Origin of the sequence: Dethiosulfovibrio salsuginis (assembly GCF_900177735.1) — a bacterium.
In the GTDB taxonomy this organism is placed as follows: domain Bacteria; phylum Synergistota; class Synergistia; order Synergistales; family Dethiosulfovibrionaceae; genus Dethiosulfovibrio; species Dethiosulfovibrio salsuginis.
In genome coordinates this window covers 1-15,747 of record NZ_FXBB01000023.1, presented here as the reverse complement: position 1 = coordinate 15,747, position 15,747 = coordinate 1, and the positions used below count along the sequence as shown (strand labels likewise).

The window sequence follows — 15,747 nt, the reverse complement described above, 5'->3', positions numbered from 1 at the left end:
GACGTTAGGGCAATAACCCCGGTTCCGGGGATAGGGCTGTTACGTAGGGGTGTCCCTGGTCTATGGAGTCCTTCATCGAGTCGAATATCTCCAGTATGGTCCTCTTCGTTCGGAACTCGCCGTAGGCGGACTGGTCCTTTTTCTTCACGATAGAGAAGGTCTCTATGACGTATTCCACGTCCTCTCTGGACAAGCCGTAGAGGTGGAAGAAGGCGGCGTCCAGCTCGCACCGGATGACGAAGCGGCGGTTATCGTCCCAGGAAAAGGGCGGTCCGTCGAAGCCCAGGTCCCTGGCGAAGGACTCCATGTCGGAGGCGGTGTAGACCAGCTCAAGGACTCTGGCCCCGATCCACCGGTCCAGGGTCGTCCCTCGATCCCATGGACAGGCACGGTCGTAGACATGGGGTGGGAGGATTGGGAGCTGCTTGAAGACGTGATAACTGAGACTTATTCCCCCATGTTTTTGACGTGTAATATAATCAAAAATAAAACTTGAAAGGTTAGCATGTAAGAAAGATAGTGCAACGGTATGAAGATCAGAGAATATCAACAAAAATTTATGCCCTACTCCCCCGTAAGGAATTACGCTTGATATCACCGTCCGTTCGTCGGTGCTTCTGCATATATCTCGCCATCCTAGCAGCCAGCCTCTGTCCCATCGGTCCTCAAGCCTGGACCGTACCTCCTCCTCGGGGACCCAGTATCTGGGCAGGGGGGAAAAGCTGGGGTTTCGTCTCTCCTGGTTCGAGACGTCCCGACAGTCGGCTCCTTCGTAGGTGGCCCACCTATGGTCGAACTGGTGGACCATCTTCGCCTCGTAGAGGGGAAGGTATCTGAGCCCCTCTCTCTCGAAGACGTTTCCTTTCAAGGTCCAGCCCTTCCCCTCCAGCTGGTCCAAGGTCATGAACAGCCCTGAGTCGTTGGACATGTGAAACATCGCTTTAAACGAGATTCCCCAGGGGTTTCCGTCCTCTCTGTTGTCGTCGATCAGTATGGGGACCACTCTGTAGACCGACTTGGTTATCTCGCCGTCCCTGGCGGTCCTGAATATGGGGCAGGTCCTGGTGTTGGGGTTTATCAGGGCTATGTCCTGGGAGGACAAAGTTAGAGGCCTGTTTCCTCGAAGCTCCTCCGGGTCGAGCAGGAAGAAGGCGAAGCTCGCCTCTGCGACGGGACGGTGGTCCCCTGTGAGGGTCAGGAGGCAGAACTTGTAACTTTTATGGACTCCCGGGAAAATTCCCTTTCTGTTCTCGAAATCGTAGAGCGATGCCAGGTTTCCCCTCTCCATGATGTCCCTGAAGTACCACTGGGTGGTGTTGTCGGTGGCTATGCCTGAGGGTACGACACAGCCTACCCTCCCTTCCTTCGACTGGAGGTGTCTCATCATCTCGGCGAACAGGGTGTAGGTGTTGACGTCCCCCGATCCGCAGAGGGGGTAGAGTCCGCTGGACCGGACCATGTAGGTCGATCCCTCCGCAACCCTCAGGTCCTCCGTGAACGCTCTGTGAAGGTCCGGGTCCTTCTCCCTGAGGGCCTCTATCTTTTTACGTCTCTCCGAGGCGTTGGCCGCCTTTGCCACCTCCTGATCTTTGTCGGCGAACCACTCTTTTTCCTGGATTTTGATCCTCTCCCACGGTGGGTTGCCCAGTACGCAGTCGAAGCCGCCCTCCCAGCCGGTCACCGTGTCCTCTGGGAACCTGCCGTGGGCGGGGATCCTGAAGACGGTGGGAAAGGCAAGATGCCAGTGGAAGAAGCCGTACCTCTGGGCTATGCGCTGGATCTCCCGTATCGTGGATTCTGGAACCCCCCTCATGTCGTGGGCCATCTGCCTGTACAGGTCCTCGGTGGGGGCAGGAGGGGACCCAGGAACCATGTCCCAGACGAAGGCGGAGCACCATCCGTCGGCCAGAAGCTTGGCCTTTTCGTATCGGTCCGACCGGAAATATTCGCCGAAGGCCTCCTCCCTGTCCCTTATGCCCGATATGGAGCTGTCGTCTATAGAGCCCAGCTTTTCCATCGCTCTGGAAAGCTCGGCGAAGGAGCTTGAGAATATCTCCCCGGCGTTCAGCCGGTCCAGCGATCCTTTCGCGTTTTTGTTGCATTTTCTCAGGTCTTTTGCCACATCTTTGTCGTCGCCCTGGATGGCCTTGAAGGCGTCGTCCGGTATGCCTCTCGCCATGAGGGCCGGGGTGGTTCCGAGAAGGCTGTTTCCGCACCTTATGTGGTGGTCAAGGAAGGAGAGAGGTTTCCCAGGCTCCAGAGCCTCCATCCAGAGGCCGACCTTGCACAGTTCCACCGACATGGGGTTTATGTCCACTCCGAAGATACACCGACCTACGACGTCTCTCATGGCCTTTCGGACCGAGTCAGGGGACGGTTCGTCGTCGCCGGTGCGGACCGCCGCCAGCTTTTTGGCGAGCCTGTTGGCGGCGGCTATGAGGAAGTGTCCGCTTCCGCAGGCTGGGTCGCATATCTTAAGGTCCAGCAGGGCCCTTTCGGGGTCCTCTTTTTTGACCGCCTCGTTTAAAACCGGGTCCAGCGCCGAGTCCATCAGGCAGTGGATCAGCGATTCGGGGGTGTAGTAGCTCCCGGTGGTCTTTCGCTCGTTTCCCGCCGCGGAGGAGAGGGTGAACCCCGCACCGCTCAGGTCTATGACTGGGTGAAGCTCCAGAAGGGATTCGTAAACGCTTCCCAGCTCTTCGGCCCCTAGGTTTTTGAAGTCCACAGGGCGAAGTCCGTGGTTTTCGGTCCTGAAGGCCAAAAGCCTTATGGCCTCCAGAAGATGGGAGTTTGATAGCTCCGAGGTCCTCAGGTCCTTTATCGCGGGATTTGAGAACAGAAATCCCCCAAGGGCCGGAAGCCCCAGCTCGGGACAGCCCTGGTCCGAGGACAGTCGATCCATGACCAGCCTCAGGGCCCGGTAGAGGTCTGGATGGTCCGTTCCCCTGATCCTCTGGGCGTTTTTTCGGAGTCGGGCGGTGGAGTAGTGTTTTTTGTATATATCCCTTATATCTCCGGCGGTTTCGGGGAGGAGGAGCAGTTCCCGGTCCTCCGCCACGAAGAGGAATATCAGCCGATAGACCAGCCTCAGGATCTGACGATAGTAGTCCTGACCGAGAAGGTCTCCGTCTCTAAGGCGGTCTCGCAGTTCTCCGTTGGACCTGTGGGCGATGAACCCTCTGCCCAAGGTCTCTATGGCGCTTTGAACCCCGTCCCTCAAGACGTCTAAAGCACGGACTCCCTGGTCCCTTGCGGTCCGTGACCACCGCTCAAGCCAGCAGTTTTCTCCTCTCTCTCCCTCCACTCTGGACTGATGGCACAGGAGCCACAGCAGGACGAAGTCGGAGTATCTCTCTCCCTCCATCATGGCCTGTAGGTCGAACTCGACGAAGGCCTGACGGGTCAGGCTGACGTTGTCCCTGAGGACCCGAAGGATCAGGCCGTTGGACAGGATGCCCCAAAGGGCGTCGTCGGACCTGTTCAGAAAGTCCTGAAGGACGCTGTGAGGGCTTGTCCTGGAGGCTCCCGCTACCTTTGCAGTTCGACGGTCGAGCTCTACGTTGCATCCGACCAGGTGTATAGGCGTGTTTTCCCAGCGGTGGGATATGGCGTAGGATTTGCCGTCCAGCTCCACTGCCCTGCTCCCCTGAAGCCTTCCGTAGCCCAGTTCCTGGAACAGGGGCAAAAGCCATCTCTCACGGGTCAGGGAGGTCCCTACGTCCCCGGAAGGGAGTGTCTCTTGGCCCTTCACGAAGGAGCTCCATATCCCCACCAGCCGGTTCCACGATCGGTTGATGGCCTCGTTTAGCCTCTCTCCCTTTACCAGGTGGTAATCCTCCGGGCGGAGGCCGTCCAGGTCCTTGGAGGTCCCGATCCGCTGGAGGATATCGGGGGGAAGCAGGGCTCCCTCGGTCCTTATGGTGGCGAAGGTTCTCTCGTCGCGATTTTTCATCGGCTGTTTCCCCCAATTTCAGGAAGGTAGATATAGATCCCCAGGAGGTCCGGCGGCAGTTGGGGCTGAACCCTGTAGGAGACCCCTTTGTCCCGAGATGCCTTTCTGATGGACCTGTGGGATTCGAGCTGTTCCTCCGCCAGCCTCTTTGCCTCCTGGTCGAGGTGAGGGGCCAGGTTGGGGTAGCCGTCAAGGATCTTCCCCACGAAGCCCATGGCCTGTTCGGGATAGATGTTTTCCGTGGAGCGGGCGGCGAAGATGGATTCAGCCTCCTCTTTTGTCAGCCATTCGGCCTTTTCAGGGGTTCCCCTGAAGGCCATGAGCCGACAGTCCTCCACCAGTAGAGGGGTGGTTTTGTCCCCTCTGGTGGTTATGAGGTGGAAGCGAAACCTCACCAGCAATAAGGTCGTCCGGCTCGTCACTCCGTCGGTTCGGATAGCGCCGCAGCGGGCCGGTCCCTCGGGGTTGCCGCTGAGGGCCAGGTCCACCACGTGGGCGGCGGTGTTCTCCACCAGTGGGTGGGTTCGGTGAAGGTAGAGCTCTCCGTCCTGCACCGGCAGGGAGAACTTGGCCCTGAATCCATCGGTCCGCCCAAGCATGTCTTTAAGGGCGGTGGTGGCCTCCGAGAGGTCCACCTCCAGGGTTTCGCCGCCTGACACCTTTGCTTTCAGCGATGTGAGGGCGTTTTTCATAAACTCTCCGACGTCCACCCCCGATCCGATGGCCCGTCTGGTCTCCTCCAGTTGTTGGGCGACTTCCTCGGGCTTTATGCCTTCCTGGGCGAAGACGGTTCGAGACCGCTTTTCCTTTTCGGTGGTGCTTTCCCATCGGCTGTAGAGGTCCTCTTTTTTGGGCTTAAAGTAGGCCTCGAAGCCGGGCAGGTAGTTTTGAACGCTGCCCTGATCCTCCCGAAGGAGAAGGCCCTCGAATATGGCCTCCACGACCTCTTCCGACTCTATAGGTACGGGCACGGAGATCCCCAGAGACGTGCGAATGGCCTTGTGCTTTCGTATCAAGGTGTCAAGGACTATGCCGTCCACCTGGTTGTCAATGCCGTAGTAGGTGACGACCCGAACCTCCCGTTTGGGCTGGCCGTATCGGTCCACCCTGCCCTCTCGCTGTTCGTGTCTCGTCGGGTTCCACGATAGGTCGTAGTGGATGACTCCGTCGAAGTGCTCCTGTAGGTTTATGCCTTCGCTTAGGCAGTCGGTGCAGACCAAGACCCTCTTGGGGCAGCTCCCCAGGCGGTTTACCCTGTCCTCCCGCTCTTCGGGGGACAGTTTTCCCGTTACCGATTCCACCTCGATGGAGGGCCCCAGCTTTTCCCTGAGGTTTTCCGCCAGGTATTCGGCGGTCGGTATAAACCGGCAGAAAACGATAGGGCTGATTCCCCGTTTGAGCTGGTCTTTTACTATATCGACGGCTCCCTGAAGCTTTAGGTCTTTAGGGCCTTTCAGGGTTTCGGCCTCTTTTGCGAAGGCCGCCAGTTTCCTCCGTCTGAGGCTTTCCGATCCGTTTTCATCTATGTCGCTGCCTGGGACGAAGTCCGCCGTCTCCGCCTGTTCCAGGTCTCCGACGTCCATGACCGTCCGCCGCCCGAGCTCGTCCACTTCCCCTTGGTTTGCCGAGTCGGCGCAGGCCGATCTGCTTTTGAGGGTCGCCACGGCGGCGGCAGGGCTTGAGGCTATGGACCGGAGCAGGGCCAGGGCGGACCACCAGCGTATTCTTCGGTGAAACTCGGTTCCGGTGTCGTCTTTCACCGTTTCCCTTACGTAGGCCAGAACTTTCTCGAAAAAGGCTTTGTATTCCTCCGAGAGCTTGAAGGTGGCCTCGGTGTCGAACCTCTCCGGGAATGGGGTGTCGTTTTTCAGGTAGTGCCGGATATCCCCTCTCCTTCTTTGGACCATGTGTCTGGCGAGGTTTCGACGATGGACCTCGTTGGCCTGTCCCGACAGGTCCTCGGGCAGGTCTTTAAGGCCGGGGTCCAGGAGGGTCAGAAGGGATCTGAAGGCGTCCTCTTTGCCGCTGTGAGGCGTGGCGGTGACCAGGACTATGTGTCTGTCCTCTTTTTTAGCTATCTGAGAGATGAGCTCGAACCTCATCTGCTTTGCCCCGCTTCCGTGGGACTGGGCACAGGTGTGAGCCTCGTCCACTACGATCATCTCTGGACAGGATCTCAGAAACTCGCTGCATCTTCGTTCGCTTTTTATGAAGTCTATCGATACTATGAGGAAGGGATATCGGTCGAACAGCGATTCTCCCATGACACAGTCCCTCTCCAGCCGGGCTGCGGTGCTGGAGAGGACCAGTTTTGCGTCTATGTGAAACTTCTCCGCCATCTCGGTCTGCCACTGTTCGGTGAGGTGGGGAGGGCAGAGGACCGCAAGGCTCTGTATCTCTCCTCGGTCTAAAAGCTCACGGGCTATGAGGCAGGCCTCCACGGTTTTCCCTATTCCGACGTCGTCGGCTATGAGGAGCCTTACTGGGTCCAGTCTCATGGCGAGCATGAGAGGCACGAGCTGGTAGGGCCGGGGCTCTACCGCCAGTCTGCCGAAGGATCTAAAAGGGCCTGCGCTGGACCGGAAGCCCAGTTTCAGGCCGTCTCTAAGGAGCCTGGCGGACCTTTCGTCCCCGACGGTGCTGCGGTCTGGGAGATCGAACTGGGCTGGTTCCACGTTCTCCAGAGACGGCAGAACTCCGGCTATCTCTCGATCGGTCCCCCCTAGGGGCCGGAGGATCAACAGGCTTTCCTCCGACTCAGGCAGGACGACCCACTCTCTTCCTCTGGCCTTGACCAGAGATCCAACCGAGTAGGTCATATCCCGCGGGCAGCGATTTTTTTGTCTTTCATCGTCCCATTCCGCCTTTCTTGGCCGTGTTTTAGCCTTTCCATCCGAAGAGATGGGGGTTTTCTGCGATTTTTTTCAGCCAGTCGTCCTGGTGGCCGAACCTCAGGACGGTGAAGCCCTGGTCCTCCAGCCTTTCCTCCTGTTCCTGGTCCCTCGCCCTTCGGTCCTTAAAGTCGTGGTGAGGGCCGTCGATGTATATGACCACGTGGCGGTCGTCGTAGTAGAAGTCCGACCTGGTTCCACAGGACGGTATGAAATGCTGTCCGTGGCTCGGCAGCCTCAGGTTGTGCTCTTCCATCAGGTTCAGCCATTTTCTCTCCAGGTCCGACTCGCATCCTTTAAGCAGGCTACCGAGGTGGGCGTCTCTGGTGGCCTCCACCGACGATGTCCTTATCTCCGCCGATGCCAGGGCCATCAGGTATTCCTGGATTTTCTTGCGGTCGAGCAGCAGGTGATCCCTCTGGTTGTAGTAGCTCATGAGGCAGTCGTAACAGGCGGCCTCACAGTTTTCCGTCCCGTGGGGAGCTTTTTTCAGGTCCTCTCCTGTGATCGGGTTGAAGTGACACAGGGAAAGGGCCTCTTTCGCCACAGCTTTGAGGGCCTTGGGGTCGTCCACCAGCTTTCTCAGGACCCCTGCCCCTCCCTCGCCGGACTCGTAGAAGAGTATCTGCTTTCTGTCTCCCGAGTTAGGCAGAGGCTCCGCCGCAAGCTCGCTGTCCTCCAGCTGATATCGAACCTGGATGGCGTTTTTCAGGGCTGACTGAAGGGACGCCATCCGATCCTGGTCCATGGTCTCCGTTGGCCTGAACAGCAGGCAATTCCTCTGGTCCTCCACGTAGGGTATTACCCTGGCGACTTTGGAGGACATGGGGTCGTCCCCTTCGTTCTCATCTTTCATGGCGTTGTTTTTCTCCCAGGTTCCCTTCTCCAGGTCGAGTACGAAGCCCTTTTGATCTTTGTCGCTTCTCCTGACCCATCCCAGGTTTATCCGGTACAGAGTGGCCCCGTGGCCGTAGGTGAGGGTCCCTAGTTCCCCTTCATCCGATACTATGGTGGCGGTCCTGTAGGAGGCCCTTCCTCCGTGCTCTACAAAACGGATTCCGCTTTTCAGCTCGTATCCCTGACGGAGCCTTTCTTCCTCGTCGGCGTTGATCTTCTCTCTCCTTCTGGCTACGACGTTCTGCATCCTGAGGAGGTTGTCGAAGGGGTTTCCCAAGGCGGCTCCGCAGATTTCGCAGTGATCCAGGCCGCTGCCCTCCTCTATCGGGTGGACGTAGCCGCAGGCCTCGCAGATTTTCGCCTTGCCGGTCCCTACGTCGCCGTCCACTGGGAGTATGGCCCTTCCTATGCTGTAGCGGGATCCTTCGTGATATATGATGGACTGAGGGCCGAACTCGGAGACCGCCAGGAACCTGGGCCGAGAGAGAAATTCGTCCCTTTGGCCTTTGCGGCGGCCCGGTATGTAGGCGGATATGGGGAGCCTGGGGAAGTTGTAGCCCGGCAGGAATCCCTCGCTGGCGAAGTAGCGATAGCTGTAGAAATCCGATTGATGGACGTTATCGACGTCGGTCAGCAGATTTATCTGGGATTCGGCCTCGGCCCGGAGCCCGTTGGCCCGATCCTTTTCCTCTCTGGTCCTTGTGGCGTCCAGGCGAATTTTGTTCTGCCTTTTTGCCTGAGCCAGTGCCGCACGGTAGAGCTTTCTCCATCGTCCGCAGGCCTCCTCCATGTTGGCGTCAACCCGATTTAGGACCCCGGAGATCCATCCGTCGTTGTACCAGTCGCTCTGCTTTAGGTCGTCCTCCAGGGACGAGAGGACCTTTTTGACCCTGGTTTCGGTCCTGGCCCTGATGGATTTATCGCCCAGGGCCTCTTTGATTGAGTCCACCAGCTCCAGGGAGGGGTCCTCGCCGGAGAGGTCCAGTATGTCCTTCAACGACCTAAAGAGGTCCTTGCCGCTTTCCGAGAGCCACAGGGCGTAGACGTGGGCACGGATAAGGTCTTCGTTGAGGAGGTCCATGTTAGGAGGTGAGACCGATCCCGAGACCATCTCCGTGGGGCGTTTGAAGAAAAACTGGTCGTGAGGGCTTCCTTTAGTGCAGTAGGAGAACACCAAGGCGGGCTGTCCGCCTCTGCCAGCCCGTCCGCTTCTTTGTGCGTAGTTGGCCGGAGTTGGCGGGACGTTTCGCATGTTGACCACGTTCAGTTCCGCTATGTCCACACCTAGCTCCATGGTTGGGGAGCAGAAGAGGATCGGGAGCTTTCCCTCTCGGAAACGGTTTTCCCTGTCTATTCTGAGATCGTTGCCCACCTGGGCGGTGTGTTCCCTTCCCTCGTAGCCCAGCAGCCCCTGGGCGATGTCTTTGTAAAAATCGACGAAGAATGGGTTTGTCCTTCCGCCACCTATCGATTCGTTTGGGACCCGAAGAGGGTCGTGGAAGGGCTTTTTTCCGTCCCCTGCGACCCACAGCAGGCACGAGGCTGGAAGCTGATATCCCGGGACGTCGCCCTCCGATCTAGGGGGAACGACCTCCTCCACCAGCCCCGCCAAGGTCAGGCGACTCAGTATGTCTTTTATGATTAAGTCGGTGTCCTCCAGGTGGAGCTTTTGGCCGTCCAGCCTGAAGGTGGAGGATCTCCTGAGGTAGTTTCCGTAGCCCCCTTTAGGGGAGAGAAACACGTTGCCAAAGTAGTCGTCTTTGCCCTTGGATCTGGGAAAGAGCAACGCTGAATAGGTCATCTTTTCGTTTTCCTCTATGGACCATGGGTCGATAAGGTGCTGACTGCTGAGCCTCCTTATTTTGTCCTGGTGCTCCTGATCCAGACAGTCAACCCTTATGGCAAGCTCTCTCCTCATGTAGTCCAGGAGGGTTTTGACCACCTTTTTACGGGTCTCGGAGGTGGCTTTGACTAATATCTCGTGAGAGCCTTTCCACAGCGATTCCTCGCCGCATACCTCGTCCAGGGATAGATATTTTATATCCAGCAGGCCGCACTGTTCCAGGTTGGGCAGGTTGATACGCCAGCCCCTTCTCAGGTCGTGATATAGCCTGTATCCCAGGACCTCTTTCAACGCTTTGTGGGTCTGCTTTTGGGCGTGAAACATAGTGCCAGGGTTTTTTGCGTATATCTCCATCGGTAGGTTAAGGGCGTCGAATACCCTGTCAGGAAGCTCGTCGTGCTGGAGTCCCTCTTTCCCCGCCTTTTCCACCGCTCTGTAAAGGGCGGATCGGAGCAGCCCCACCAGGACAAAGTCGTTGAAGTGACCGGCCTGTAGGGAGGCGTCCTGACGGTTGTCGGTAAAGCTCAGGAGTTTTCTGGCGGCCTCTTTAAGCTCCTTGTCGTTTTTCAGCTGCCTTATGGCGGACAGCCCCAGTATGGTTGTGGCGGTGCTTCTGCCCTCGGAGCTCAGTGTGGACAGTCTGGTGAAGTCCGATCCCCTTGCTTGACCGTAGTAGACGTCGCAAAGAGGGCAGAACCTGAAAGGCGTTGGGATGAACGCTCCCTCTATGCCCCCTTGGCCTTCGACTCCGTCGGGCCTCACCGATACCTTAACCGGTACGTTGTCCCTCATGGACTTTTTTATCCTCTCCTGGTCCCTCACGGTCTCGAACCAGTCCTCCGGCAGCCTTTCCCTCAGCGCTTCTTCGTCGTCGGACCAGGGTCTTTCCTCGCCGAAATAGAGGAATCCCGTTTCGTCCTCTTTTCCCTCTAGGTCCCCAAGCTCTCTGGGGATATAGCGGAACAGGCCGGTCTCTTTGTCCTTGATCCGTCGCACTATGTAGTATTCCTGGCCGCATTCTCGGCAGAAGACCATGGGCAGGAGTATTTTGTCCCTCTGCCCTGGGACGAACTGTTGACCGCTCAGCGTCATATAGCGGTCTTTGTGTCCCTCCAGGGAGCAGTAAACCGTATCCCCTCTGCTTATGAACTGATGTAGCCGGAAGGCGAAAGGAGGTTTGCCCATATCCGGGTCGGTCTCGCACTGATACCCTCCAAGGAGGTAATCAGCTATCACCTTAGCACAGGTTTCCGTCGGGACGTCGGTCAGGGCGCTCAGGTCTTTGGCCGCTCCGTGGTCTCCTCTCAGGGTTTTGGGACGGGCACGGATCAGCCTGGCTCCCTCGCCATCCTCGGCTACCCCGAAGGTGCTCTCTATCCAGGACGCCAGTGGATCGCCGACGAACCGGCTGTACTGTGTCGGGGGAGGATCGCCGGACAGGAGCCTTGCCTTTAGCTCCTCGCAAAACCCTTGGTCCTCGTTGGATCTGGAGGGCGTCTTTCTGATGAGGGTCTCCCCTATGACGTTTTCCGGCAGGACCGGCGAGCCGAAGAGGGTTCCCGATACTCGGGCCACGTCCCTTTTCTGCTGGTGATAGTCGCCCTCTCCTGCCATAGTGGCGGACGTTCCAACGCACAGGAGGTCCTCCCCTCCCAGCCTCTCCCTGACCCGACGGACCAACAGGGCCACGTCCGACCCCTGTCTGCCTCTGTAGGTGTGGAGCTCGTCCAGGACCAAAAACTTGAGTCCCTCGGCCCTCTGGATGAGGGTCCTTTCCTTGACCCTGGTGAGCATGAGCTCAAGCATCATGAAGTTGGTCAGTATTATGTCCGGGGGATTGTCGATGATCTCCCTTCTCTTGTCGTCGTTTTCCTGTCCTGTGTAACGCTCGAAGGTCACCGGGGACTTTCCCTCTGGATAGCCGTATTTAAGGAATTTCTCCAGCTCCCCGAACTGGCTGTTTGCGAGGGCGTTCATTGGGTAGACTATTATGGCCTGAACCCCTCTGCCGGAGCCTTTTTTTAGCACGTGATCGACCACAGGGATGATGTAGGAGAGGCTTTTTCCCGACCCTGTTCCAGTCGTCAGGACGTAGTTATGTCCCTTGAGAGCCGCCCTTATGGCGTCCTCCTGGTGCTGATAGAGCCGTAGGAGTTCTCCACTATCGTCGGAGTGGCTTTTTCTCCGAAAGATGTTTCCGCATTCCCTGTGCAGGATTCCCTCCTCGACCAGGTCCTCGACGCTTTTTCCCGATTTGAAGGCGGGGTTCAGCTGGATCAAAGGGTCCGGCCAATAAAGTCCCTGGGAGATTTCCTTCTCGACGTAGCTCCGAATACGTTTTTCCCTGATGTTTATAAAACCCTCGACGAAGGAACGGTAATCGTCTATAAGGCTATCTCGAAAGCGGAAAACATCCACGGAGGTCACTCCTTTCGAATTATCGGTTATAACCACATTAGTATAGTACAAAATAGAGGGTGTTTCTACGGCAAAAGCGAGTCTCCCTCTGTGTTATAGGTGAGGGAGACTCGCTTTTGCCGTAGAGCTTTTTAGGATACCTCTAAAAACAATGTCTATGTTATAAGGTCTAAAACACCGTATGGCTGGCAAAGGGAGATAAGAAGAGGCCCCTCCTCACGGAGTGGCCTCTTCTTATCTGTTACCCGTACGTTGGGTTAAAAGCCCACCGACACCCCGAGCCGTCTGCTGTCGGCGCCGCCGTTCATCATGCCGCCTTTGAAGAGTATGCCCTGGGCGGTTCCGATGTGGGAGACCGTCTCGACGTCGTGTCCCCTCATGTTCAGGAAGATAACGGTCTCAGGGTCGATGAAGTTCTCTATCTGTAGCCTGGAGGCCTTGCCGTCGTTGGCATGGGCGTGGGCTCTGGGCTGTTCGATGGCCTGGTCCATGGTCATGCCAAAGTCGATGACGTTCATGATGAGCTGGCCCACGGTGGTTATGATGCGCCAGCCACCGGCGGCTCCAACGGTCATGAAGGGCTGTCCCTGAGGATCGAGGACGATGGTGGGGCTCATTGAGGATAGAGGCCGTTTGCCTGGCTCAGGTGCGTTTACGCTCTCCGGGTTCTGGGAAAAGTCGTCCATCTGGTTGTTGAGCACGAAGCCGTACTCAGGGACCATCACGCCGGACCCGAAAAAGTAGTTCACCGTGTTCGTGGATGAGACGATGTTTCCCCTCTGGTCTACGACGGAGAAGTGGGTCGTCGAGACCTGTTCGCTCACGGCGTCGCCTATGTAGGCCGTCTTGTTGGCCTCACTATCGTAGGGCCATGGGTCGCCTGGCTCCACCTTTTCCATTACCTCGTATGGTTTGATCCTCTCGAAGAGGGTTTTTGCGTAGGCCTTGCTGGTCAGGCCAGCGAGAGGCACGTTTAAAAATGCGGTGTCTCCCATGTATTTTTGACGGTCCGCGAAGACGAGCTTGAGGGATTCTCCCAGGTAATGGAGATATTCCGGTCCGTTTGCGATCCAGCCGCCCACAGGAAGGTTCTCCATGATGTTAAGCAGCTCGACTATGTGGGTTCCTCCGCTGGAGGCAGGAGGGCAGGAAAAAATTTCGTATCCCCTGTAAGTTCCGCGAACGGGCTTGCGGATGGCTACGTCGTATTCTTTCAGGTCCGCCAGAGCCATGTTTCCGCCGGCTTTGTTCACCGCCTCAACCACCGCCTTGCCTATGGGGCCGTCGTAAAATGCCTTTCTCGGCCCCTTCTCCCCGATGAGCTTAAAGGCCTCGGCCAGTTTAGGCTGCTTCACGATGTCGCCGGCCTGTAGGGGGAAGCCCTCCACGTCCAAGAAGGCCACGTTAGCTATGTCGTTGTAGTCGGTGAGCTTCTCCATGTTATCCTTTATGATGTCGTTCTGCATGGGAACTAGGACAAAGCCCTCCTCCGCCAGACGAATCGCCGGAGCTGCTACCTCCGCCCAGGTCATGGTTCCGTACTTGGTGAGGGCGGTCCATAGCCCCAGTGTCTGCCCGGGAACCGCTATCGACAGCCCGCCTAGCTTGGAGATCTTTTTCTCTTTTGCCTCCTCTGATGCGTACATATCCTTGGTGGAGCTTTTAGGGGCGGTCTCACGGTAGTCTATAACCACGACCTCGCCGGTCTCGGCGAACCTCACCGTCATGAATCCGCCTCCGCCTATGCCCGATGCGTTTGGTTCCACCACGTTTAAGGCCAAGGCCGTGGCCACGGCGGCATCAACGGCGTTGCCGCCTTTTTGCATTATCTCCACTCCCGCCTTTGAGGCCAGCTCGTGGGCTGATGAGACCATGCCGTGTCTGGAAAAGACGTCGGTGATCTCCGCCCTCGGCGCTGCTGTGGCTGTCCCTGCCAGGGTCGCCATGAGAGCCATTGTGCAGCACAGTAGGTGAAATTTCTTCATGTAAAGATACCTCCTCTTATAGTTAAGGATGTCTCATGAGCTTTCTCACCTTACAGTTATACAGCTCTCAAGTGGCTTCGTCTATATTTTTCTCTTTTTTCTCTTTTTGGATCATGTCAAAGGGGGCTACCAAATTAGGCAGCCCCCTTTACCCTTCTAAAACTTGACCTGTTCCGCGATCTTGACCAGCTCGCCCATGCTCCTGGGGGTGCTGCTTATCACGGTCATCATGACATCCTCCGAGGGAACCTCCAGAAATAGGAGGTTGCTTTTGCCTTCGTCGCTTTCGTAAGAGCAGTAGGCAGCAGCCTCTCCCTTGATCTGGAACTGCTTCTCCACGGAAACGCCGTTTCCACTGTCGTAGCCGGAGAAGTTGGACAGAGGTGTTACCTCGATATAGACCGAACGGCTCTCCTCATCCATGAACACCGCTCCGTAGAATTCGCCAGGCTCCGACTCTCCTCTGACTTTGTTGTATCCCTTTATTCTGACCTTCTCCATGGCGGCCTCGAACCTCTCATAGCTGAGGGACATCTCCTGTATTTCCTGCCACTCTCCCTCAGGCTCTCCCATTCCCTCTATGGAGATCTCTTTTATCTCTATTCCCTTAGGAACTGAGAACTTGGACGCCGGTATCGACACGTTCTCTTTGAAGAGGGTGGCGACCTCCAGGTTCTCTACCCCCATCATGGACATCTCCGATTTGAGGGGCAGTGTCTTTTTGTAGAGCCACACCTTGCTTCCCATCACCTCGACGACTTCACATTCTCTGCCGAGGAAGTTTTCGTTTCCGACGATTCTGCCGCCAAGCTGTTCCAACATCTCTTTTCCCATCTTCTCCATGTCCTTCTGAGACATGCCCGAGGTGAGGGCGTTCTTCATGCCGTCGATCTCCTCGTTTTTAATCTTAGTCCCGGAGTTTTCCTTGAGGTCGATGGAGTAGGTATATTCCCCATTTCTGATGGTGAGTGACCTGTTCTCGTCCGTAATGGTGTTCTTGCCCCATGTTACCGACGTGTTCTGCTCTAGAAGCTCGTAGTAAAGGTCGCCGTACTCGTCGAAGTAGACGGTCTTTTTGCCTTTGCTGGTGCCGGATAATTCGTACTCGATGTGTCCCGACTTGACAGGAAACCTCTTGATCTCGTTCGACGCCTCGGCGAGACCGAAAAGCGAAATGGCGAGCAGGGTGAAAATGGCTCCAACTATAGATTTTCTCATCACTGTGTGATACACCCCTCTGGGGTATATAATAAGATCGGTTTTGTCGGCGAATTCTCTCATGTTCTATGTGGAGGTTCAAGATCCTGTCGGCTCTATTTTATGGATAAAACGTGGCAAAACTCCCTGTCTCAGCGATGGGGAAATCAAGGCTAAAACAGAGCACCTTTGCTTTAGGACTGGTCGTAATTAGTCGAAAAAATAAGAATGGGGATTAGGTGTTGACGTAAATCGCTGAGGGTGGTATTATTCCTCCTGCGCCGCTGAGAGCGGTGGCCGCAAGGCCGCTGTAACGGAGGTCGCACCGAACCTTGACAGCTGAAAACGGGGAGTAAGAAACACAGCCAGCAAAAAGGAATTTTTATGGAGAGTTTGATCCTGGCTCAGGACGAACGCTGGCGGCGTGCTTAACACATGCAAGTGGGACGAAGGTTCTTGTCGGAAGGTTTCGGCTGGAAGATAAGGATACTGAGTCGCGGACGGGTGAGTAATGCGTGAGAACCTGTCTCAAAGAGGGGGACAGCCCCGGGAAACCGGGATTAA

General features: G+C 56.7%; 5 protein-coding genes and 1 rRNA gene. 1 reads left to right on the top strand and 5 read right to left on the bottom strand.

Annotated elements, in window-relative coordinates; genetic code table 11:
- Nucleotides 1–4: 4 nt before the first annotated feature.
- The 5 genes from B9Y55_RS08845 to B9Y55_RS08825 form a co-directional block, all read right to left on the bottom strand.
- Complete coding sequence (locus B9Y55_RS08845; RefSeq protein ID WP_085544998.1) at nt 5–3,952, bottom strand: Eco57I restriction-modification methylase domain-containing protein; 3,948 nt, start codon at nt 3,950–3,952, stop codon at nt 5–7.
- Nucleotides 3,949–6,771: a helicase-related protein gene (locus B9Y55_RS08840; protein ID WP_085544997.1), complete on the bottom strand. Its 2,823-nt coding sequence runs from the start codon at nt 6,769–6,771 to the stop codon at nt 3,949–3,951. Before B9Y55_RS08840 ends, B9Y55_RS08845 begins: the two co-directional genes overlap by 4 nt.
- A 61-nt stretch (nt 6,772–6,832) precedes the next feature.
- Nucleotides 6,833–12,052 (bottom strand): DEAD/DEAH box helicase, encoded by a 5,220-nt coding sequence (locus B9Y55_RS08835; protein WP_085544996.1) that lies wholly within the window; start codon nt 12,050–12,052, stop codon nt 6,833–6,835.
- 206 nt (nt 12,053–12,258) lie between these two features.
- The gene (gene ggt / locus B9Y55_RS08830) at nt 12,259–13,986 is read right to left on the bottom strand and encodes a gamma-glutamyltransferase (RefSeq protein WP_085544995.1); all 1,728 of its coding nucleotides are present in this window, start codon (nt 13,984–13,986) and stop codon (nt 12,259–12,261) included.
- Between the two features lie 156 nt (nt 13,987–14,142).
- Nucleotides 14,143–15,267 carry a hypothetical protein gene (locus tag B9Y55_RS08825; protein ID WP_085544994.1) on the bottom strand — a complete coding sequence of 375 codons (1,125 nt, stop codon included), beginning with the start codon at nt 15,265–15,267 and terminating at the stop codon, nt 14,143–14,145.
- A gap of 297 nt (nt 15,268–15,564) precedes the next feature.
- Between B9Y55_RS08825 and B9Y55_RS08820 the strand changes: the two genes are divergently transcribed.
- Nucleotides 15,565–15,747 (top strand): 16S ribosomal RNA (locus B9Y55_RS08820); the annotation flags it as partial.